Origin of the sequence: Variovorax flavidus (assembly GCF_030317145.1) — a bacterium.
Taxonomy (GTDB): domain Bacteria; phylum Pseudomonadota; class Gammaproteobacteria; order Burkholderiales; family Burkholderiaceae_C; genus Variovorax; species Variovorax flavidus.
In genome coordinates, this window is the sequence record NZ_JASZYE010000001.1 from 2,126,757 (window position 1) to 2,147,574 (window position 20,818).

Annotated in this window: 22 protein-coding genes; 14 read left to right on the plus strand and 8 right to left on the minus strand. The window is 64.4% G+C overall.

Annotation, left to right across the window (positions count from 1 at the left end):
- Window positions 1-169 precede the first annotated feature (169 nt).
- Both QTH90_RS10310 and QTH90_RS10315 read left to right on the plus strand, forming a co-directional pair.
- Window positions 170-919, plus strand: coding sequence for an SDR family oxidoreductase (locus QTH90_RS10310; RefSeq protein WP_286664361.1), 750 nt, complete (start codon window positions 170-172; stop codon window positions 917-919).
- Window positions 920-972: 53 nt separating this feature from the next.
- Window positions 973-1,398: a hypothetical protein gene (locus QTH90_RS10315; RefSeq protein WP_286664362.1), complete on the plus strand. Its 426-nt coding sequence runs from the start codon at window positions 973-975 to the stop codon at window positions 1,396-1,398.
- Window positions 1,399-1,430: 32 nt separating this feature from the next.
- Here QTH90_RS10315 and QTH90_RS10320 read toward each other — a convergent pair whose 3' ends face one another.
- The gene (locus QTH90_RS10320) at window positions 1,431-2,897 is read right to left on the minus strand and encodes a catalase (protein WP_286664363.1); all 1,467 of its coding nucleotides are present in this window, start codon (window positions 2,895-2,897) and stop codon (window positions 1,431-1,433) included.
- A gap of 311 nt (window positions 2,898-3,208) precedes the next feature.
- On the opposite strand from QTH90_RS10320, the gene QTH90_RS10325 reads away from it, so the two are divergent.
- Window positions 3,209-3,838, plus strand: coding sequence for a sigma-70 family RNA polymerase sigma factor (locus QTH90_RS10325; protein WP_353506608.1), 630 nt, complete (start codon window positions 3,209-3,211; stop codon window positions 3,836-3,838).
- Here QTH90_RS10325 and QTH90_RS10330 read toward each other — a convergent pair.
- Window positions 3,835-4,443 carry a glutathione S-transferase family protein gene (locus QTH90_RS10330; RefSeq protein ID WP_286664364.1) on the minus strand — a complete coding sequence of 203 codons (609 nt, stop codon included), beginning with the start codon at window positions 4,441-4,443 and terminating at the stop codon, window positions 3,835-3,837. The two genes, QTH90_RS10325 and QTH90_RS10330, sit on opposite strands and share 4 nt — an antisense overlap.
- A 236-nt stretch (window positions 4,444-4,679) precedes the next feature.
- Here QTH90_RS10330 and QTH90_RS10335 point away from each other — a divergent pair, with 236 nt between their 5' ends.
- The 3 genes from QTH90_RS10335 (at window position 4,680) to QTH90_RS10345 (ending at window position 6,459) form a co-directional block, all read left to right on the plus strand.
- A complete protein-coding gene (locus QTH90_RS10335; protein WP_286664365.1) occupies window positions 4,680-5,435 on the plus strand; it encodes an SDR family oxidoreductase in 756 nt (251 codons plus the stop codon).
- A 101-nt stretch (window positions 5,436-5,536) separates the two neighbouring features.
- On the plus strand, window positions 5,537-5,995 hold the full coding sequence (locus tag QTH90_RS10340) for a carboxymuconolactone decarboxylase family protein (RefSeq protein ID WP_286664366.1): 459 nt from the start codon (window positions 5,537-5,539) through the stop codon (window positions 5,993-5,995).
- Window positions 5,996-6,054: 59 nt separating this feature from the next.
- Entirely contained in the window at window positions 6,055-6,459 is a 405-nt protein-coding gene (locus QTH90_RS10345; RefSeq protein ID WP_286664367.1) for a cupin domain-containing protein, read from the plus strand.
- 66 nt (window positions 6,460-6,525) lie between these two features.
- Here the strand turns inward: QTH90_RS10345 and QTH90_RS10350 are convergent, their stop codons facing one another.
- The 5 genes from QTH90_RS10350 to QTH90_RS10370 all read right to left on the minus strand — a co-directional run bounded on the left by QTH90_RS10350 (window position 6,526) and on the right by QTH90_RS10370 (window position 10,951).
- Window positions 6,526-7,128, minus strand: a complete 603-nt coding sequence (locus QTH90_RS10350; RefSeq protein ID WP_286664368.1) for a LuxR C-terminal-related transcriptional regulator — start codon at window positions 7,126-7,128, stop codon at window positions 6,526-6,528.
- A gap of 41 nt (window positions 7,129-7,169) precedes the next feature.
- Complete coding sequence (locus tag QTH90_RS10355) at window positions 7,170-7,868, minus strand: dienelactone hydrolase family protein (RefSeq protein WP_286664369.1); 699 nt, start codon at window positions 7,866-7,868, stop codon at window positions 7,170-7,172.
- A 28-nt stretch (window positions 7,869-7,896) separates the two neighbouring features.
- Complete coding sequence (locus tag QTH90_RS10360; protein ID WP_286664370.1) at window positions 7,897-8,760, minus strand: hypothetical protein; 864 nt, start codon at window positions 8,758-8,760, stop codon at window positions 7,897-7,899.
- 39 nt (window positions 8,761-8,799) lie between these two features.
- Window positions 8,800-9,771 carry an alpha/beta fold hydrolase gene (locus QTH90_RS10365; RefSeq protein WP_444814701.1) on the minus strand — a complete coding sequence of 324 codons (972 nt, stop codon included), beginning with the start codon at window positions 9,769-9,771 and terminating at the stop codon, window positions 8,800-8,802.
- A gap of 154 nt (window positions 9,772-9,925) precedes the next feature.
- Window positions 9,926-10,951 carry a LysR family transcriptional regulator gene (locus tag QTH90_RS10370; RefSeq protein WP_286664371.1) on the minus strand — a complete coding sequence of 342 codons (1,026 nt, stop codon included), beginning with the start codon at window positions 10,949-10,951 and terminating at the stop codon, window positions 9,926-9,928.
- 338 nt (window positions 10,952-11,289) lie between these two features.
- On the opposite strand from QTH90_RS10370, the gene QTH90_RS10375 reads away from it, so the two are divergent.
- From QTH90_RS10375 to QTH90_RS10400, 6 genes are all read left to right on the plus strand, one after another.
- A complete protein-coding gene (locus QTH90_RS10375) occupies window positions 11,290-12,699 on the plus strand; it encodes an amidase (protein ID WP_286664372.1) in 1,410 nt (469 codons plus the stop codon).
- The gene (locus QTH90_RS10380; RefSeq protein WP_286664373.1) at window positions 12,696-13,592 is read left to right on the plus strand and encodes a tryptophan 2,3-dioxygenase; all 897 of its coding nucleotides are present in this window, start codon (window positions 12,696-12,698) and stop codon (window positions 13,590-13,592) included. The genes QTH90_RS10375 and QTH90_RS10380 overlap by 4 nt, the downstream gene beginning before the upstream one ends.
- 61 nt (window positions 13,593-13,653) lie before the next feature.
- Window positions 13,654-14,604: a ring-cleaving dioxygenase gene (locus QTH90_RS10385; RefSeq protein ID WP_286664374.1), complete on the plus strand. Its 951-nt coding sequence runs from the start codon at window positions 13,654-13,656 to the stop codon at window positions 14,602-14,604.
- 55 nt (window positions 14,605-14,659) lie between these two features.
- The gene (gene wrbA / locus QTH90_RS10390; protein WP_286664375.1) at window positions 14,660-15,295 is read left to right on the plus strand and encodes an NAD(P)H:quinone oxidoreductase; all 636 of its coding nucleotides are present in this window, start codon (window positions 14,660-14,662) and stop codon (window positions 15,293-15,295) included.
- Window positions 15,296-15,383: 88 nt separating this feature from the next.
- Entirely contained in the window at window positions 15,384-16,295 is a 912-nt protein-coding gene (locus tag QTH90_RS10395) for a LysR substrate-binding domain-containing protein (RefSeq protein WP_286664376.1), read from the plus strand.
- Window positions 16,296-16,412: 117 nt separating this feature from the next.
- Complete coding sequence (locus tag QTH90_RS10400; RefSeq protein ID WP_286664377.1) at window positions 16,413-17,531, plus strand: iron-containing alcohol dehydrogenase; 1,119 nt, start codon at window positions 16,413-16,415, stop codon at window positions 17,529-17,531.
- Window positions 17,532-17,579: 48 nt separating this feature from the next.
- Here the strand turns inward: QTH90_RS10400 and QTH90_RS10405 are convergent, their stop codons facing one another.
- Complete coding sequence (locus tag QTH90_RS10405) at window positions 17,580-18,707, minus strand: MFS transporter (RefSeq protein ID WP_286664378.1); 1,128 nt, start codon at window positions 18,705-18,707, stop codon at window positions 17,580-17,582.
- A 211-nt stretch (window positions 18,708-18,918) separates the two neighbouring features.
- On the opposite strand from QTH90_RS10405, the gene QTH90_RS10410 reads away from it, so the two are divergent.
- The gene (locus tag QTH90_RS10410; protein ID WP_286664523.1) at window positions 18,919-19,674 is read left to right on the plus strand and encodes an AraC family transcriptional regulator; all 756 of its coding nucleotides are present in this window, start codon (window positions 18,919-18,921) and stop codon (window positions 19,672-19,674) included.
- A 165-nt stretch (window positions 19,675-19,839) separates the two neighbouring features.
- The gene (locus tag QTH90_RS10415; RefSeq protein WP_286664379.1) at window positions 19,840-20,808 is read left to right on the plus strand and encodes an SDR family NAD(P)-dependent oxidoreductase; all 969 of its coding nucleotides are present in this window, start codon (window positions 19,840-19,842) and stop codon (window positions 20,806-20,808) included.
- Window positions 20,809-20,818: the final 10 nt, after the last annotated feature.

Here is a 20,818-nt window from a genome sequence, read left to right on the forward strand (position 1 = left end):
TCGTGGTGACCTCCAAGCACCAATGGCTTGAACGGCCCCTCACCCGGCGAGACGCGACTGCGCGAATGCCGCCTGTTCCTTTCGGAACAAGTGTTTGTCTGCTCCATGAGCTACTCAACGGCCGTGTGCATCCCTAGATTCGTGGCTCATCACGAAACAAGGAACACGTATGAACAAGCTATCGGGAAAGTTCGCAGTGATCACCGGCGGAAACAGTGGCATCGGCCTCGCCGCCGCCAAGGCCTTCGTGGCCGAAGGCGCGCGCGTGGCGATCCTCGGGCGGCGTCAGCAGGCCGTGGATGCGGCGCTGGCAGAACTCGGGCCTGCTGCCATCGGCGTGGTCGGTGACGTCGGCGAGCTGGCCACCCACGAGCGTCTCATGTCCGAAGTCGCCCAGCGCCACGGAGCCATCGACATCTACATGGCCAATGCAGGGATGAACAACATCGAGCCGTCTGCCGCGGTCACCGAGCAAAGCTACGACGCACAGTTCGCCACCAACACGCGTGCGGTCTTCTTCGGCGTGACCAAGGCATTGCCGCTGATGCGCGATGGGGCTTCCATCATTCTGACCGGCTCCATCGCCAGCGCGAAGGTGCTCGACAACCACGCCGTCTATGCGGGCACCAAGGCGGCCATCGGAGCCTTTGCGCGCAGCTGGGCCCTGGAATTGAAGGCAAGAAGGATCCGCGTCAACGTCCTGAGCCCTGGACCCACGGATACGCCCATCCTGGAAAAGCTGGGCGTGACGGAAGCCGACCGGCCCGCCTTCGAGGCGGGATTGGCATCGGTCATTCCGCTGGGCCGCCTGGCAAAAGCCGACGAACTTGCGCAGGCCGCACTTTTCCTGGCGAGCGACGACAGCCGGTTCGTCACCGGCGTGGACCTGCGCGTCGATGGCGGCATCGCGTTGACCTGAGCTGCACGCAGACCGCGTCGCATCACCGATATTTCCTTTAGGAGAACCTGAAAGTGAACAAGACCTTCAATCCAGACATCGTTTCCTTCATCGACGAACTGGCGGAAACAGGAAGCAACTACCGCATGAACGAGATGGAGCGCCTGTACACCGAGGACCTGGGGTTCCTCGTACTGACTCCGCAAGGCGAGGTCGCGCGCTTCTCGAAGGCGGAAATGATGGCCGAGTTTCGAAGCCGGCGTGACGCGGGCGAGAAGCCGCTTTCCACTGAGAAACGCATTCTTCACATTGAAGAACAGGACGACGTCGCGACGGCTGTCCTCTATCGGCGAATGAGCGATCAGGCCGATCCCGCGCTCTATGAACTGCGCTTGAGAAAGGTCGACGGCAAATGGCTAGTCTCTGGAGAGACTGTGCTTCCCTGGCCCGATCTGGCGCATGCCAAAGGCTTCTTGCCGCCACGCAAGAGCTTGACCTGAGAGATGCGGGGCCTGGCGGCCCCGCTGCCCGCTCAGATGAAGTTGAACAGGCCGTTGACGCTCGCCAGCGCCTGGCGCTCCAGGGCGGCAGCGACGCCCGCGCCGTAGTCGGGATCGGCCAGCGCGCAGTTGCGCACGTGCCTCTCCTTTACGGCCTCTGTCGTGCCGGCCAGCGCGCGCGCCGTGTTGTCGAAGAGCCTCTGGCGCTCTTCGGGCGAGAGAAGCCTGAACAGAGCGCGCGGTTGCGAGTAGTAGTCCTCGTCAAGACGATGGTCCCAGTGCTTCGCGGCCCCCTCCAGTCGCAGCGGCGGTTCCGCGAGCCGGGGGCTGTCGGACCATTCGCCCAGGCTGTTCGGAACGTATCCGGGAAGCGCACCCTGGTTGCCGTCCACACGCATGGCGCCGTCGCGGTGGTAGTTGTGAAAAGGGCATCTCGGCGCATTCACCGGAATCTGGTGAGCGTTCACGCCTAGCCGGTGGCGCTGCGCGTCGCCGTAGCTGAAAAGCCGCGCCTGCAGCATCCTGTCCGGCGAGAAGCCGACGCCCGGCACGACGTTCGCTGGCGAGAACGCGGCTTGCTCGACATCCGCAAAGTAGTTGGCTGGAATGCGGTTCAGCTCCAGCACGCCGACCTCCTGCAGCGGGTAATCGGCGTGCGGCCAGATCTTGGTGAGGTCGAACGGATTGAAGGGGCATCGCTCCGCCTGGGCCTCGGTCATCGCCTGGATGCACAACGTCCAGCGCGGGAAATCCCCGGCGTCGATGGCCGCCAGCAGGTCGCGCTGCGCGCTCTCGCGGTCCTGCGCCACGATGGCCGCCGCCTGCGCGTCCGTCAGGTTGCGGATGCCCTGCTGGCTGCGGAAGTGGAACTTCACCCAGTGGCGCTCGTTGCGGGCGTTGATGAAGGAGAAGGTGTGGCTGCCGAAGCCGTGCATGAAGCGGTAGCCATCCGGCAAGCCGCGGTCGCTCATCACGATGGTGACCTGGTGCAGCGCCTCGGGCAGCAAGGTCCAGAAGTCCCAGTTGGTCTGCGCGCTGCGCAGGTTGCTGCGCGGGTCGCGCTTGACGGCGTGGTTGAGGTCGGGAAAACGCAAGGGGTCGCGCATGAAGAACACGGGCGTGTTGTTTCCCACCACATCCCAGTTCCCCTCCTCCGTGTAGAACTTGACCGCGAAGCCGCGGATGTCGCGCTCGGCATCGGCAGCACCGCGCTCGCCGGCCACGGTGGAAAAGCGAACGAAGGCTTCTGTCTTCTTGCCCACCTCGGCGAACAGCCTTGCCTTCGAGTACGCCGTGATGTCGTGCGTGACCGTGAAGGTCCCGAACGCACCCGATCCCTTGGCATGCATGCGGCGCTCGGGAATGACTTCGCGATCGAAGTGCGCGAGCTTCTCGATGAGCCAGATGTCCTGCAGGAGTGCCGGACCCCTCTCTCCCGCAGTGATGATGTTGATGTTGTCGACAACGGGAGCACCGTTCGCGTGCGTCAGCTTGGGCATGGTGAATGTCTATGAAAAAGGTGGGCTGCCAGCGCGGCGTCTGCGCGAGGCGGATCGCGCGCCGTCGTGCGCAGTCGGTCCTGATGCTATTGATCGATCTCGTGGCCCGGTAGATCGAAGCTGCGACGCACGGTGTTGAGCCATCGGAATCAATCGCCCAGGCTCGACGGACACGCCCCCTCCAACTGGACAGGCATCCCTGCTGCCAACAGCGGCTGACCGCGCATCGCTGTGTTCCTACCCTTCATGCATCAGCGGTTCTGGACTGTCCACGCCGCCACCCATCACGGTCATCCGGAGGAGCAAGGCCGATGCGCAATTCCCTGACATGGCAAGACGGCGAGCCGGATGTGATGAACGACCCGGACGGGATCGACGAGATCTTCAGTGGCCTGCGCTCTCGCCTTCAAGGAATCGCCTACCGCCTGCTCGGCTCGCACGAAGAAGCGGAAGACATCGTCCAGGAGGTCTGGATGCGCTGCCGCCAGGCAGCCCGCGGCGCAATCGACAACGTGGAAGCCTGGCTGGTGTCAGTGACAACCCGTCTGGCGATCGACCGGCTGCGCGCGTCCCGGATCCAGCGCGAACATGACGCCGGCATGTGGTTGCCCGAGCCGCTCACCCCCGTCGGCTCGCCCTCGCCGGAGCAGATGCTGGAGCAGGCGGAAGACATATCCAACGCCCTGCTCGCCGTCCTGGAGCGGCTCGCGCCGGAAGGACGGGCGGCTTTCCTGATGCGGGAGGTCTTCGACGCGGACTACCGCGAGATCTCCGACACGCTGGGCAAGAGCGAAGCGGCGTGTCGCCAGCTCGTGCATCGGGCGAAGGCCCAGATCATGGAAAAGCGCAAGCGCTTTGCAGTGTCGGCCGAGGCCCACCTGCACCTGGTGAAAGACTTTGCGGGCGCACTGGAGCGGGGACACTTCCCGACATCGATCTAGCGGGCGTCCGGCACCAGTTCCACCCATGCGGGCTGGCTCTTGACGCGCTCGATCCATTCACGGATGGCCGAAAAGCGCTCCATGTCGTAGCCGCCTTCCGCCGCGAGCGAGACATAGGCGGATGCGGCCGTGTCTGCGATGGTGTAGCGCTCGCCGACCAGCCACGTGCGCCCGCGCAGCCATTGGTCGAGCTTGTCGAGCGCCGGATATCCCTCGGCATGAAGGCGCTGGATCTCCTGCTGCCTGCCACTGGCGAGGCCTTGCAGATGCCACACGCGCGGTATGGCAATCGCCTTTTGCAGGTCCGCCTGTTCGAAGAACAGCCAGCTCATCACCTCCGCGCGCTCATGGGGATCGTCCGGCAGCAAGGGTGTGCCTTGCGCAAGGTGAAGAAGGATCGCCCCGGACTCCACGATCGTTCGTCCATCCTCCAGTTGCAGAACGGGGACGCGCGCGAAGCGGCTGATCTCGCGAAAGGCGGCCTGGCTCGTATCTCCCTTGGCGATGTCGAGCGTGATGCGCTCGTACGGAAGCCCCAGCTGGCTCAACAGGATGCGAACCTTCCACGAATTGCCTGACAGGCGACTGTCATAGAGGCGCAGCATCTTTGTTGACTCCATCATCGATTGGGCGGTCCGATGATTTTCCACCAACAGGAAGGCCACGATCAGCGCCGGCGTGCGGTCCCAGGTCTCGAAGGGCGGCGAGAAGTAGTGCCTGCCGAGCTCGGTTGACTCCGCCGTGACACGACGCCGGCTTGCGCCGGCCCCCCGCAAAGGGACAGGTCTTTCTCGATCCAACAGCCGCTGACTTCAGGGCGATGCCTTCCTAAGCTCGATCCATGAAGATCGCAGTCATCGGCGGTAGCGGACTCGTTGGAACGAAGCTGGTCCACAAGCTTCGACAGCGGGGCCACCACGTCGTTGCCGCTTCGCCGTCCAATGGCGTCAACGCCTTCACCGGAGAGGGCCTCGCGGACGCCCTGACAGGCGCCATGGTCCTGGTGGACGTCGCCAACCCGCCCTCGATCGACGACACGGCTCTCATGGACTTCTTCGAGACCTCGACTCGAAACGTCGTGGCGGCGGGACAGGCCGCCGGCGTGCGACACCACGTGGCCCTGTCCGTCGTCGGCGCAGAGCGCCTTCCTGCCAACGGCTACTTTCGCGCGAAGACGGCCCAGGAGAAGCGGATCAAGGCAGCGCTCGTGGCCTACACGATCGTGCGCACGACGCAGTTCTTCGAGTTCGCCGAGAGCATCGCCCGCGCCGGCACCGAGGACGGCGCCATCCGGCTGTCCCCGGCTCTCGTGCAGCCCATCGCCGCCGATGACGTTGCGGAGGCGCTGGCAGACATCGCCACCCAGACGGCAGTCAACCGAATCATCGAGGTCGCAGGTCCCGCATCGATGAGGCTGGACAAGTTTGTCGGCCAGTTCCTGCGCGCGACACGCGATGCCCGCAAGGTGATCGTCGACCCCGACGCGTCCTACTTTGGCGCTGCGCTGGACGATCAATCCCTGACACCGGGAAAGAACCCTCGCCTCGGCAAGACAACCTACGCGGATTGGCTCGGCCGTGCAAACGAAAAGCGGTAGATGGCCACTTCGCCACCGACGCTGTCACAACGCCGGTGCCTCAAACGTCTTGAATATGTGAATCCGATCAACCTCAACGTCAATCTCAACAAGGAAGCATCATGAATCAAGCCCGACTCCCCTGGACCCAGATCGCGCCGAAGTCCTACCAGGCCATGGCCAGCGTCAGCGCCTCGATCGCCAAGTCGACACTGGGCCCCGCTCTGATCGAGCTCGTCCAGACCCGCGTCTCCCAGATCAATGGCTGTGCGTTCTGCCTCGACATGCACGCACGCGACTTGCGCAAGCATGGAGAAAGCTGGCAGCGCATCAACAGCCTGTCGACCTGGCGCGAGGTCGGCATCTACTCCGAACGCGAACGCGCGGCCTTGAACTGGGCCGAGACCATGACCCGCCTCGCCGACCAGCACGGCGACCAGGACGGCGCGTTCAACCAGCTCAAGGACCTGTTCAGCGAGCAGGAGATCGTCGAACTGAGCTGGACGGTCGCCATGATCAATGCCTGGAACCGGATGGCCGTCGGGATGCGCCAGCCGCCATCCGACGCGCCGATCCAGTAACCGGCATTCGACGATCTGCAAACCGGCCCTGGAAGACAGGGCCACTCCAAGGAGAAAAGATGTCTATCTGGAAAACTGGTTCGCCGCTGCTCCTCGCATGCGGCCTCCTGTTCGCGCAACAGGCCGGCGCAGCGCCGGACGCGATCGTCACGCCCCTGCTGACGCACGAGCTTCCCAACATTCCGGGCAAGGAAGTCCTGATGATCACCGTGGACTATCCGCCCGGCGCCGTGGACCCGGTTCACCGGCACGATGCACACGCGTTCGTCTACGTCCTCGAGGGATCCATCGTGATGGGCGTCAAGGGCGGCAAGGAAGTCACGCTCACCAAGGGCCAGACCTTCTACGAAGGTCTCAACGACGTCCACACGGTCGGGCGCAATGCGAGCAGCACCCAACCGGCGAAGTTCATCGTGACGCTGATCAAGGACAAGGGTGCGGACTTCTTCATTCCGGTGAAGTAGCCGGCCGATGACGGGATCGGCCGTCCCGGGGGTCTGCAAGCACCCCCTTCCGGACGGCCGCGCCAGTCATGACGGATGCACCAGTCCGCGTCCTGTCGCCTCGATCGCCACCTGCGTGCGCGACAGCGCCTGAAGCTTGTTGCAGAGGGTTGCCACATGCGCTTTCACGGTGTGCGTCGAGATGTCGAGTTGGCGCGCGATGCCCTTGTTGCCGTCGCCTTGCACCAGCAGGCGAAGCACTTCGCTTTCCCGTGCGGTGAGCCTTGCCGGAGGAGGCCCGCTGGCCACCAACGCCGACGCCTCGCGACACAGATAGCGTGTACCGCCGCGCTCCACGTGGCGGATCGCGTCGATCAGCTCGCGCGCCTCCGAGCTCTGCAACAGGCAACCATGCGCCCCGCTTTCCAGCGCGCGCAATATCTCGCCCTGCCGCGCCTGGCGTGTCATGAGGATGATCCTGGGCCGGAAGTGCGTCGCGTCCCTGGATTCGAGAAGCGCAAGCCCGTTCGCAAGGTCCGCAACGATGACATCCACGGTGCGGTCGCCGTGGTCGTACCCGAGGCGTGCCTCGATACCGGGCGCTTGCGCGATCAGCGCGAGCAGGCCAGCGGCGAGCAATGGCTCGTCATGGCAGATGCGAACGGATATGGGGTGCGTTGCATGATTCATGGTCATTCCCTCGGCGGCGCGAGCCACCCTTTCACGGACGCTCAGCGCTTCAGATGCTGCGCCAGGAACGCGTCGGTCCGGCCGTTTGCCAATGCGGCCGCTGCTGCGTCGTAGCTGATGCCGCGATGGCGTGCAAATGCGTGCTTGCATCCCGGGTAGCCATAGACCTGTACTTGCGGTCTGTCCTTCAGCGCGGCAACGATTTGCTGCTGCGCTGCCTTCGGGATGTACTCGTCCTCTTCCGCGAGATGCACGATCAGGGGACTTGCGATTCGACCGGCTTCCTCGAGATGCCTGTCGGCGTTGCCGGGATAGTAGGCAACGGCGACGTCCGCGCCCACGCGGGCGGTCGTCAGATAAGTCATGAGACCGCCAAGGCAATAGCCCACCAGGCCGACCTTGCCCGTCGAGTCCGGCATCGCGCGCGCCGCCTCGACGGTGGCGGCGATGTCGGCGACACCCGCATCGAGGTCGAAGGCGATGTACAGCGCCAGGCCCTTCGCCCGCTCGGCCTCAGTTTGATCCGTCAGGTCGACGTCCGGTTCGGTCCGCCAGAAGAGGTCGGGACAGATCGCCATGTAGCCCTGCGCTGCGAGATCGTCGCAAGACTGGCGCATGTCGGCATTGACGCCGAAGACTTCATGGATGACGACGATCACCGGTGCGGGGGTCACCGACGGACGGGCGACGTACGCCAAGAAGGTGCCGTCGGTGGTGCTGATCTGGATCTGGTTGTGCATGATTTTCTCGATCGCGGACTGCCTGGCTTCAGGCACTCAGCCAGAAAGCCAGATTCCGTACGTACTGCCGGGTCGAGCGAAGCGCCTCGGGGAACCTGGCCATGGCGTCGCCCGGCAGCTCGCTCACGAAGGATGGGCAACCCGCCGACGGGTCCCAGTTGTAGTCTGCGAAGTGATGGAAGGTCGACTGCGCGATTGCCCGTCCGCCGTCCCCGGTGCGCTCGAAGGCTACAGCGATGTTGAAGCGCCGAGCGGACACCGTGCTCGTGCCCTCCATGACCACGCGCGCGGTCGAGTCGCCCGGCGGCGCGCTCACCGCGCCCTCGTGCGGATGCGCCGGCAGGTACTGGATCACGCCGGTCGGCGAGTGCCTGTCCCGCATCACCGGGTGAATGCTGCCGACGGTCTGCACACGCTGGAAATCGCCATTGGCGCCCGAGTGGTAGTTGGGCCACGAGATGTTCCCTGCATAGGGGTTGTCCACACAATGGCGGCGCTCATCGGGCTCCTGATTGCGGCTGTGGAAGTGATGTGCGGCACCGACACCGTGCAGGTTGCAGATCGAACTGCCCAGGTCCATGTGGTCACGCGTGACCATGAGGCCGCCGCCCCGCTGCCGGAACCGGCTGATGCCCGCGCAATCCTCGGCAGTCAGGCCGTCACCGACATCCACCGCAAGGAGCCAGATCTGGTCGAAATCCGAATCCGACAGGTTCGACAGAACGGGATCCGGCTCGCCGCGCGCAGTGCGATTGCGGGCCGTGACGCGAAACGCGATCTGGCCGTCGTTGTCCTGCAATCCCGAAAGGAACGAGTGCAGGCGACTGAAGCGATCGACGTTCCAGTCGTCCGGATCGCCCTCGATCGTGGTCTGGAGCAAGAGATTCAACATGGCGCGTATCGAAGGTGGCGTCCGGATCCGTTGCGCAGCTCAGCTGCGCAGGAAGGCAAGCAGGTCCGCGTTCACGCGGTCCGGCATCGTGGCGGTGAGGCCGTGGGGTGCGCCCGGGTAGTAGATCTCCTTCGCTCCCTTGATGAGCCGCGCAGACTTTTTTGCGGAGTCATGGATGGGCACGATCTGATCGTCTTCGCCATGCATCACCAGTGTCGGGATGTCGAACTTCTTCAGGTCGGCCGTGAAGTCGGTCTCGGAGAACGCCTTGATGCATTCGTAGGCGTTCTTCTGGCCGCATTGCATGCTCAAGAGCCAGAAGGCGTCCAGGATGCCCTGCGACACCTTCGCGCCCGGGCGGTTGGCGCCGTAGAACGGCTTCGCAAAATCCTTGTAGAACTGCGAGCGGTCCCCTGCGATGCCGGCGCGGATACCGTCGAACACCTCGATGGGCAAGCCCTCGGGATTCGCTGCGGACTTGACCATGATCGGCGGCACGGCCCCGATGAGCACGGCCTTGGCCACGCGCTTCGTGCCGTGCCGTGCGATGTAGCGCGCGACCTCGCCGCCACCGGTCGAATGGCCGACCATGGTCACGCTCTTCAGGTCGAGCGCTTCGAAGAGGGCTGCGAGGTCATCGGCATAGCCGTTCATGTCGTTGTTCGACGACGACTGTGTCGAGCGGCCATGACCCCGGCGGTCATGTGCGATGACCCGGTAGCCGTTGCGCGCGAGGAAGTGCATCTGCCCGTCCCACGCGTCCGCGTTGAGCGGCCAGCCGTGCGAGAAGGTGACCACGGGTCCGTCGCCCCAGTCCTTGAAGTAGATCTGCGTTCCGTCTTGCGTGGTGATGGTGTTGCTGGTCATTCTCGAGCTCCGTTGGGGGTGGTTGGTGCGCTGCTGCGCTGAATCGCTGGCTCCGTCCTGCACGCCGAAGGCCAGCGTGCTGGTGGCAGCGGCTGCACCGGCCGCGATGAGATTCCGGCGCAACGGGTTGGGGGGTGTGTTCATGTGTGTTTCCTGGTTGACGAGGGACAGAATCTGCGCATGCGTCTCGGGGGTCCGTCACGCTGCGCCATGGAACAAATCGTAGGTTCGGCCCCTCGACGGCGGTAGGTCTGCCAGAGGACCCACACTGTTGATGAGCCGGCACCAATGGCTGTTTTCAGGCCGTGGCCACCGACGCGCCAGCGCCCATTCCGAAGTCCGTCAGGCACTGGAGATCGGACGCCCGGATCCTCGTTGTCATGAAGTCGATGAAGACACGCATGCGCGAAGGCAGGTGCTGCCGGCTCAGGTAGCAGATGTAGTGGCCGCGGTCATCGGGCGCATACCGCGTCAGGCAGGGAACGAGCGCGCCGGAGCGGAGCGCATCGCAGACCAGGTAGCCTGCCATCTGGGCCACGCCGTGCCCGTCGAGCACGGCCTGCAACACCAGGCTGGGGTCGTTGTAGGTGATCCTGGCCTGGGGCTGGAACTTGCGGATCTGGCCGTCGACCTTGAACTCCCACTCATAGACCCGGCCCGACCCGTGGCGGAAGTTGACGCATTGGTGACGGGCCAGGTCGTCCACGCTGTCGGGCAGTCCGTGGGCATCGCGGTACGCCGGCGAGGCGCAGACCAGCATCTGCATCGGGATGATCTGCTTGGCGATGATCTGGGCATCCTCCAGGCGTCCGTTGCGAAACGCGATGTCCACGCGGTCCGAGATGAAATCGGTCGGCTTGTCGTCCAGGAGCAGGTCGATCGACACGTCCGGGTAGGCCGCCCGAAACTCGCCGAGCAATGGCGCGACGACACGCCGGCCGAAGCCCATCGGCGAACTGATGCGAAGGTGTCCACGAGGCGGACCTTCGCGAAGATCCCGCATTTCCTCGACGGCCTGCACGATCCGGTCGACCCCGGTGTGGCAGTTCGCGTAGAAGAGATCGCCTTCGCGTGTCAGGGTCGTGCTTCGCGTGGTCCGCAGGAACAGGCGCACGTTCAGCTGATCTTCGAGCTTCTGGACGCTGCGGCTTACCGCGGATCGGCCGATGCCCAGGCGGTCGGCCGCACGGGCGAAGCTGCCTTCGGTGACCACGGCAATGAAGGCGACGACCCCCGCGTAGGTCGTGGCGAAGCTCGAGGCCAGAGGGTCCGAGCGCAGGGTGAGCGGGGACGTTTCGGGGGAAAGGACGGCAGAGTGTGTCATGTGGTCGGCTCCCTGGGTTGAAGGAGGCATAGCGTTCGATCTGGCGATACAAGCCAGTGCGCCGACTCTGCCCGCCAGGGAGCCAACAGACCAGTTAATGCCGGTTAAGGTGTGTTAAGGCCCGCCTTGCCGTGTGCAAGGAACTCTAGGTGCGTCCGCACGCCTTGAGAAGCCGTCGGACCTTGAACGCTGAGTCCGAGAACAGCGAACGATCTCACGCGCGTTTCATCGTCCACGTTCCTGAACGCTGAGTTCCGCAATGAGCAGCGCACAGCGGATGCTCGATGGCATATCTTTTCGCTCCAGAGAAATGCCGTCTTGATTGCCAACGCCACGCCATGAGCAACATCCGCCCGTCATCCGCTGCAACATCGCGCGCCCCTGGTCTTCGACAGACGCTCGACGCCCTTGCCACGCGGCGCACCACGGCTGTCGCGCTGACAGAGCAGGTGCTCGAATCCGCCGAGGACTGCAAGCGGTGCGTCAATGCCTTCTCGGTGATCGACTGGGATCGTGCCCTGAAGGCGGCGGCGGACAGCGACCTGCGCTACGCGAAGGGGGAGCAGCGGCCACTCGAAGGGTTGCCGTTCGGCGTCAAGGATCTGATCGACACGAAGGATGTCGAGACCCGCTACGGTTCGGCAGCCTATCTCGGCCACATCCCCACCGCCGATGCCGACGTCGTGAGGCAGCTGGTCGAGCAAGGCGCCATTCCCATCGGCAAGACCACGACCCACGAGTTCGCGTGGGGCGTCACCACGGCCAGCACCGTCTATGGAGACACGCTCAATCCCCTGGACAGGACCCGGATTCCCGGTGGGTCGAGTGGCGGAGCCGCCGCCGCCATTGCCTATGGGTCCATCACGGCCGGCCTCGGTACCGATACCGGCGGCTCGGTCCGGATTCCCGCTGCGATGTGTGGCGTCGTCGGCTTCAAGCCGTCGTTCGGAGCCCTCTCTACCCGCGGTGTGTTTCCACTGGCCCCTACCCTGGACCACACCGGCCTCCTGGGTGAAAGCGTCGACGACGTCGTTCTTCTCTCGGCTGCACTCCAGCTCAAAGTTCCAGAGGACGATGCATGGGTTTCCGCGCGACTGGGGGTCGTGCGCGAGATCGCGCCCATTCCTCCGAGTCCCAGCATCGCATCGGCATTCGGCGATGCCATCGAATGCCTCGACGAAGTGTTCGCCTGCGTGGAGCTCGACACGTCGGATCTCTTTGCCGATGTCTATGGGGCGTTCGCCAGCATCGTCCTGACCGAAGGCGCGATCGAACACTTCCGGCGAAATGATTGGGACCGCATCGTCACCCACTACGGGTTGGAGACCATCGAAAGGCTGCAACGCGCAAAGGCCGTGAACCTTCGCGACTATGCGCGGGCACAAGAGACCCGACGCGGCTTTGCGGCGAACCTGCATCGGGTCATGTCGACCGTCGACTACCTCGTCCTGCCGACCTGCCCCTGCACAGCGCCGCTGATCGACGCGCACTCAGCAACGATCGGCGAATGGTCCGGCACCGTTCGCGAGGCCTTGATGACCTACACCGCGCCGTTCAACGTCGCAGGCTTGCCCGCGATCTCGATTCCCCTGGCCTGGGGCGGCGGCCTCCCCGCATCGCTGCAGATCGTCGCGAAACCAGGCCAGGACGGCGCGCTACTGCAGATCGCGCAGCAGATGGAGCTGATTCTTCGCGCCCGACCTCCGGCGAACCGACCCGCGCAGATGCAACCAGGAGCCCAAGAATGATCGACACCCCCACCCCTCACGAGAGCCGCGCACCGGCCAGTTCCACAGCCGGGCAGACGCCCTACAGCGCATGGATGCAGACCGATGCACTCCATTCGCTGCAACGCACCGTCAGCGATCACCCCGGCGAGCACGCGTGGATCACGCACGTGCAAGTGTCCGAGCTCTACTGGATGCTCATCATCAAGGAGATCCAGACCGCGCAGATGTACCTGCGTGCCGACAACCTGCCCCAGGCCCACCGGACTTTGCTGCGCGTGGTGGCCCATCACGAGCCTCTCCTGGCCATCTGGCGATCGATCGACTGGATGACACCGACCGACCTGCTGGCCATTCTTTCGCGAGCAGTGGCCACCTATGGCCAGGACACCGCTCTCCAGGGATGGACGTATCGGCAGATGGTCTACCTGCTGGGGATCAAGCAGCCACAGCACCTGGACCATTTCAAGCCGCAACCCGAGCGCTGGGCGCAACTCGCGAGGACCCTGTCCGAACCGAGCCTCTATGACGACGTCCTTGCCTACCTCGGCCGCATCGGCATGGCAGTGCCGAAGTCGCTGCTCGAACGCGATCTGAGCGCACCCTACAGCCCCAGCAAGGAGGTCGAGCAGGTCTGGCGCGACATCTACGCGGCCCCCGTCGGGAGCGACGGACTCCAGCAACTCGGTGAAACACTCGCCGACATTGCCGAGGGATTCAGCCACTGGAAGCATCGCCACCTGATGGCGACGCGACGGACCTTCGGCGCGCGGCCCGCCTACTTCGGCACCGAAGGCGTCGCATGGCTGATGCCCACGATGGCCGAGATTCCCTTCCCCGAGCTCTGGTCGGCGCGCACCTTCATCGGCGACCCGTCGGCCGTGTGTCCACACATGTCGCAGCCCAGGATCTGACTGCAGGCATCTGCCGAAACTCCAACCAACACACCCACTGAATCATTCAAAGGATATTCACATGTCGCTCATCAAAGGCTTCCACCATCTGACCGCTTGCGTCAGCGGCGCTCAGGAGGATGTCGATTTCTACGTCAAGCTGCTGGGGCAGAGTCTCGTCAAGAAGACCGTGCTCCTCGACGGCGACGAGCCCGTCTATCACCTCTACTACGGCAACCCCGAGGGCGACGCCGGCACCCTGGTGACATCCTTTCCCTTCAAGCAGAAGGGCGTGAAGGGGCGACGCGGCTCGGGCCAGATCAAGGTGATCAACTACTCCGTGCCTCAGGGCTCCCTGGACTTCTGGCGCGAGCGCTTCAGCGCCAAGGGCATCGCCTTCGACAAGGACGTGGTCGAGCGCTTCGACGAACGGCGGCAGCGTTTCCAGCATCCCTGCGGCATCGAGTTCGATCTCGTCGCGTCAGACCGGGACATGCGCCCTGCTTGCTCTGCCAGCGACATCCCCGAGGCGTTCGCAATCCGCGGAGTGCACAGCATCACCCTGTCCCTGCGCGAAGTGGCGGAGTCCATCATCTTCATGCAAGACGCGCTGGAGTTCCGCTACGCCGGCGAGTCCGGCCCCTACCACCGATTCGAGACCGCCGACGGGGCACCCGGCACCGTCGTCGAATTCCTTCATGAACCCGATCGCCTGCAGGGATCGTCCATCTACGGCGAAGGCACGATCCACCACGTGGCCTTCGCCGTGGACAACGTCGAACAGCAAATGATCATCAAGGACAGGCTGATGTCGATGGGGCACATCGACACGTCCGAATCGGTCAATCGCAACTACTTCCGCTCGATGTATTTCAAGATGCCCGGCGGGGTGATGTTCGAGGCGGCCACGACCGACATCGGCTTCGCCATCGACGAGGAGCCCGGCCACTTCGGCGCGGAGTTCCAGCTCCCGCCGTGGCTGCGCGAGCGCAAGCAGGAACTGCTCGGCCGCCTGGAGCCGATCGCGGTCTGAATTTCGTCACCGCGGCGCTCGCCGCATAGCAACGCAACGCACGCACACGTATCCCATGTCACAACCCAAGGTTCTCATCGCTTTCTATTCCCGCAACAGTTCCACCGAGCTTTTGGCCAAGGCCGTCGCTGAAGGTGCCCTTGCCGAGGGCGCCGAAGTCCGGCTTCGTCGAGCCCGGGAGTTCGTCGGCCAGGACGTCATGCGGCAATCGCCCGGCTGGTCGGAGCGGGCCACCGAGATGAACGCGAAGTACGAAGCCCCGACGGAAGCCGATGCCGAATGGGCGGACGCCATCGTCTTCGGAACGCCGACGCGCTTCGGTTCGATCTCTGCCGAACTGAAGGCCTACATCGACGGGCTCGGCGGCCTCTGGTTCCAGGGCAAGCTCAACGGCAAGGTCGGGTCGGTGTTCGGATCGACCTCCTCCAGGCACGGCGGCAACGAGGCCACGCTCCTGTCAATCTACGGGCCCATGGCCCACCTCGGCCTGATCATCGTGCCGCTGGGATATGCCGATCCCGCGATGTTCAAGGCCGGTACGCCCTACGGCGCGACCCATGTCTCCCAACTGGATTCCGTGATGCCCGACGCGGATCATCTCGCCGTGGCGAACTTCCAGGGTCGACGCGTCGCTTCGGTCGCCCAGGCACTGGCAGGCGCAGGCGCACGCGCGCTCGAGGCCGTCTCCTGAACCGCACCGGCACGTCGGGCGGCCCATCGACCGCCCCGCCCTTCGGGCATCATGCTGCAGCCATGCATCACGTTTCATCAGGCTTCACATGCTGGATCTGAAGGATGTCTACTATTTCGTGCAGGTCGTGGACCGCGGAGGCTTCACCGCCGCCGGCGCGAGTCTTCGGCTGCCGAAGTCGACATTGAGTCACCGTGTCCAGGAGCTCGAAGCGTCCCTGGGCGTTCGCCTTCTCAACAGGACTTCTCGTCAGTTCGGCATGACCGACATCGGCAAGGAGTTCTATCAATACGCCATCGCGACGCTCCAGAGCGCGGAGGCCGCCGAAGAGGCGGTCCGGCAGAGGCTGACGGAGCCCAGCGGCGTGATCCGGTTGACCACGGCCGTCGAGATCGCGCAGTTCGCGCTTCGGGATCTTCTGCCCATCTTCCTCAACCGACACCCGAAGGTCCGCATCATCGAGATCGCGACCGATCGCTACGTGGACATCGTGGGCGAGGGATTCGACCTGGCGATTCGCGGTCACACCACGCCGCTGCAGGATTCCACGCTGGTGCAGCGGGCCATCGCCCACGTTCCCTGGTATCTCTTCGCGGGCCCCAAGTACCTGGAGCAGATGGGCGTGCCCGAGCGCCCGGAGGATCTTGCGCAACATGCCACCATCTCGATGGTGCGCAACGGACCCCTGCAGTGGCAACTGCAAGGACCTGACGGCGAGGAGATCGTCATGCCCATCGACCCCAGGTTCCAGAGCAACAACATGGTCGCGCTCAAGGAAGCGGCATGCGCAAACCTCGGCATCGCCGCACTGCCGGGCTATATCTGCAGATCGGAACTGCAAGCCGGCGGCTTGCAGCAGCTGTTGCCGGACTGGGTCGCGGCGGATGCGCGCATGTCCGCGCTGATTCCCTTCCGCACAGGTCTGCTTCCGGCCGTGCGCTCGCTGGTCGACTTCCTGGCCGTCGAGATTCCCGTCATCACGGCATTCGATCGGCCGTAGCCTTCCCCCGGCTTCGATCGTCCACCCCCATGGACGCTGCGTCTGAGCTGCGACGGCTTGTGAGGGCGGGATCGTCGATCTATCTTTTCGATCCCGTCATCGAAAAGATAGATCCAAATGAACCAATACAACTGCTTGCCGCAAGACGGCGTCTTCTGGGGCGAGCACATCCTGCAAAGCACGGTCTCGAGGCTCGGGGACTACCAGATGGGACGAGCGATCACCTTCACGGTCGAGGCGTTGACGAAGCTGAATCAGACCCACGTGCAGCCGAACCTGAAGCACGGTGCCGGAACGTTCACCGAGTTGCCTGCACACGCCCCCGACACCGCCGTCCAGAAAGGGCTCGACGCATGCCTCGGTGCAGGGGCAGACTCCATCATTGCCCTCGGCGGCGGCTCCGTGCTCGACGCCGCCAAGGCGGTGTCCCATCTGCACCATGAGAAGACCGGGCGCTTTCTTCCCATCGCGGCATTGCCCACGACGCTGTCCGGCTCCGAGTTCTCCCACTACTTCGGCATCACCGAGACGGACGGCGCGCAGAAGTTCAAGCGCAGCTACGCCGTCCGGGAGACCGTCCCGAAGGTCGTCGTGATCGACCCGGTGCTCGTGCTCGACACGCCGCGCGCGCTGCTCCTGTCTTCGGCCATCAAGGGCATGGACCACGCGGTCGAAGGAATGCGCAAGGTCACCCGGGAGCATCCGCACGCGATCATGGCCGCCAGCGGTGTCGCTCGATTCCTCAAGGTTCTCGAGAAGTGGCCCAAGGCAATGCAGACCCGCGAGGCGATCGACAAGGGCCTGGTGACCACCAGCGACCTCCTGCAACTCCAGTTGGCCGCGTGGCAATGCTATTTCTCGCCCGCATCGGTCATCTACGGACTCAGCCACCGGATCGGGCACATCCTTGGCGGCAGCTTCGGGCTGCCGCACAGCGCGACCTCCTGCATCACCCTTGCGCCAGTCATTCGGGCTTGCGCGGATTTCTATGGCGACAAGCTCGACATCTTTTCCGCACGGCCCGGAGAGGACGATGCCGCAACGCAACTAGCCGGCAGGATCTCCGGCGTAGTGAAGTCTCTGGGCCTGCCCGACCGGGTCGGCGCATTCGACCTCGACAAGGCCAGGCTGCCTGAGGTTGCCATGCTCCTGAAGAAGAACTACCCCAACGAGGTTGCAGACCTTGGCGCCGGCGCCACGGCCAAGCTCGACGCGCTGCTGGAAAGCCTGTGGTGAATCTCCGCAGCCTGCGCTTTCCGCCCTCGGCGTGACGCGCACCCCTCGTCATCGGCCGATGTGAACCGCCCGCCCCACGGACATTCCCAACATGCACATCACGATGCAGAGCGCCGCACAAGCCGCGAGTGGCGCGGTCCAGTTTCCCGCGGATTCCTGGAGAGAGCCGACGAAGGTAGGCCCGACGGCCGCCATCAGGTAACCGATGCACTGCGCCATGCCCGAGAGCGATGCGGCGACTTTCTGGGTGCCCGCACGCAACCCGACAAAGGCGAGGCTCAGGATGAGGGCGGACCCCATCCCCATCCCGAAAGCGAACACCCAGAGCGCCGCCCAGCCAGGGAGCATCATCAGTCCCACCAGTGCGCACGCACTCAATGCCGGCGAGGCGAACGCAAGCCAGCGCTGGTCAGGCATTCGCTGGAGCAGCGGCACCATCAGCAGCGCGGGCACGGCACCCGCCAGTTGCATCCATCCATGGAGCGTTCCGGCCCGCGCGGTCGAATAACCCAGGTCATGAAGGATCGATGCCAGCCACGCAATGGCAGCGAAGTGGATGAAGCAGGTCAGCCCCAGGTAGGCGGCCACCTGCCAGGCAAGCAACGAACGCCACACCGAAACCCGCTGGGTCCCCGTCGATGGCATGGAGCCCGGCAGCGTTCGCGTGCGCAACTGGGGCAGCCAGGTGATGGCGGCCGCCAGCGGCAGCAACGCCACCGTGGCCAGCGCCGTTTGCCACCCTGCACGGAGCGCGTGCTCCAGCGGAACCGCAACCGCAGACATCGCGCCCGCAGCGGCAATCATCGCCAGCGCATAGCAGGCGGTCAGTCTTGCGACCTGTTGTGGAAAGTCTCGCTTGAGGAGACTGGGCAGCAAGACATTGGCGATGGCGATCGCGCCACCGATCAGGCAGGTTCCGACGTACAGCGCCGAGACTGTGCCGGCAGACCGCAGCACGATTCCGCAGATCAGCAGCGCCAATGCGCCGAAGAGCGTTCTTTCCAGCCCATGCCTGTGCGCGATGGAAGCCGCGACCGGCGAGACGATGGCGAACGCGAGAAGCGGCAGCGTGGTCAGCAATCCCGCCTGCGAAGCATTGAGCGCAAAGCTGTCGCGAACGAGGTCGAGCAGTGGTCCGAGTGCTGTGATGGGTGCGCGCAGGCTTGCGGCGATCAACAGAATTCCGGCAATGAGAAGCGCCGGACGCTGCGCCCGGACCGCCGATATCGATGAAGACATGGGAGCTGACATGGTTCTGAATGGAAGCGCAACTCTAGGGATTGCGGGCGAATGTGAATCTGCACGGACCGCCGAAAAATCACCCGATCCGGTCAATCTGAAAATGACTTCGCAAGGTCTCGATCCGTGGAGCTTCGAGTTCGACAAGATGGATGCAGCGGTCGCTGCCATACAGATTCGCACGCAGGCCGTCGTCGGCGAACTGGCGACGCACCAGCATCGGCAGGGGCAGTTGGTGATGGTGCTGCATGGGGCAGTGACCTGCGAGGTGCCCGGCGCGCTATGGATGGCACCCGCGCACGGCGGGCTCTGGATACCCGGCGGCGTTCCTCACAGCAACCGTGTCACCGCCAATGGAAACGTCTGCTTTCTCTTTGTCCAGGACGGCGCCGCGCTGATGCCGAAGACCTGTTGTGCGTTGGCGATCCATCCATTGCTGCGCGAACTCATCCTGCATCTCGCTGCCTTGCCGAAAGGCGGGCAACACGATGCGGAAGCCACGCGATTGCGGGCCGTACTGCTGGATCAACTGGTGCGAATGCCCACGGAGACGATGCACCTTCCCGTCTCCGATGAACCCCGCCTGCGCCGGCTGATCGAGGCGCTGATGCAGGACCCTTCCGATCGCAGCACCGCTTCGCAATGGGCGTCGCGACTGGCGATGAGCGAACGGACCTTGACTCGCCTCGTTCAGTCGGAGACAGGCATGTCCTTCGGACGCTGGCGGCAGCGGCTGCATCTGGTCCTGGCCTTGCAATGGATGTCCTCGGGTGCATCGGTGCAGCAGGTTGCCGAGAAGCTGGGCTACGAATCCGTCAGCGCGTTCATCGTCATGTTCAGGAAGTCCGTGGGGAAGCCGCCTGCACGCTACTTCTCCGAACGTCGCCTGGCGCAAGCTGCCTGAGCCTCGCGGCCATCCCGAAGGAATCGACGCTCGAACTGAAGATGTCTCTGAAGAAGGGCGACACCCAAGCCATTGGTGTCCTTCCTGAAACGGTGTGAGGCCTGTTTCGGACCTACCGGGCTCCATGGGCCGCACCTACGATTTCCGCGTAAATGAAAGAACACCATGACTCGAATACTTGGCGCGACGTCCACCGCTGACGACGTGCTGTCAGGCACCGACCTTCGGGGAAAACGAGTGCTCGTGACCGGCGTGTCGTCAGGGCTGGGCGTAGAAACGGCGCGGTCATTGGCCGCGCACGGCGCACAGGTCGTCGGCACCGCACGGGACCTTCCCAAGGCTGCAGCCGCCACCGGCCCGGTCCGTGCCGATGCGGCCCACGGCGGCAGCCTCGAACTGGTCGCGCTCGACCTGGCCTCGCTCGTCAGCGTGCGCGCCTGCGCAGATGCGCTCGTCCACGACGGGCGTCCGTTCGATCTCGTGATCGCGAATGCGGGCGTCATGGCAACGCCGCCCGGCCGCACGCTCGATGGCTTCGAGACGCAACTGGGGACCAATCACCTCGGCCACTTCGTTCTCGTCAACCGTATCGAGCCGCTGATCGCGGACGGCGGCCGTGTCGTGGTCGTGGCTTCGGCTTCCCATCGCTCGGCGGACTTCTCGCTGGATGATCTGAACTTCGAACGCACGGCGTACGAGCCCCGAACCGCGTATGCGCGATCCAAGACCGCCAACATCCTGTTCGCCGTCGAATTCGATCGCCGCCACGCGGCACGAGGCGTTCGTGCCACCGCAGTGCATCCCGGCACCATCAGGACAGAACTCGGGCGACACATCGGCAACGAAGCGATGGACCAGGCCATTCGGCACATCAGTGCCGATCTGGTCGCCCGGGGCGAGCCGCCGTTCGAGTGGAAGACCGTGCCCCAGGGTGCGGCAACCACGGTGTGGGCCGGTGTGGTCGCTTCAGCCGCCGAGGTGGGTGGCCGGTACTGCGAGAACTGCCACGTGTCCGAAGTGATCGATCGGCCGGTCAGCCCGCTTGCCGAAGGTGTGCGCTCGTATGCACTCGATCCGGAAATCGCCGGCCTGTTGTGGCGCCGGAGCGAGGAATTGGTGGGCGAGCACTTCTGAATGCCACGCA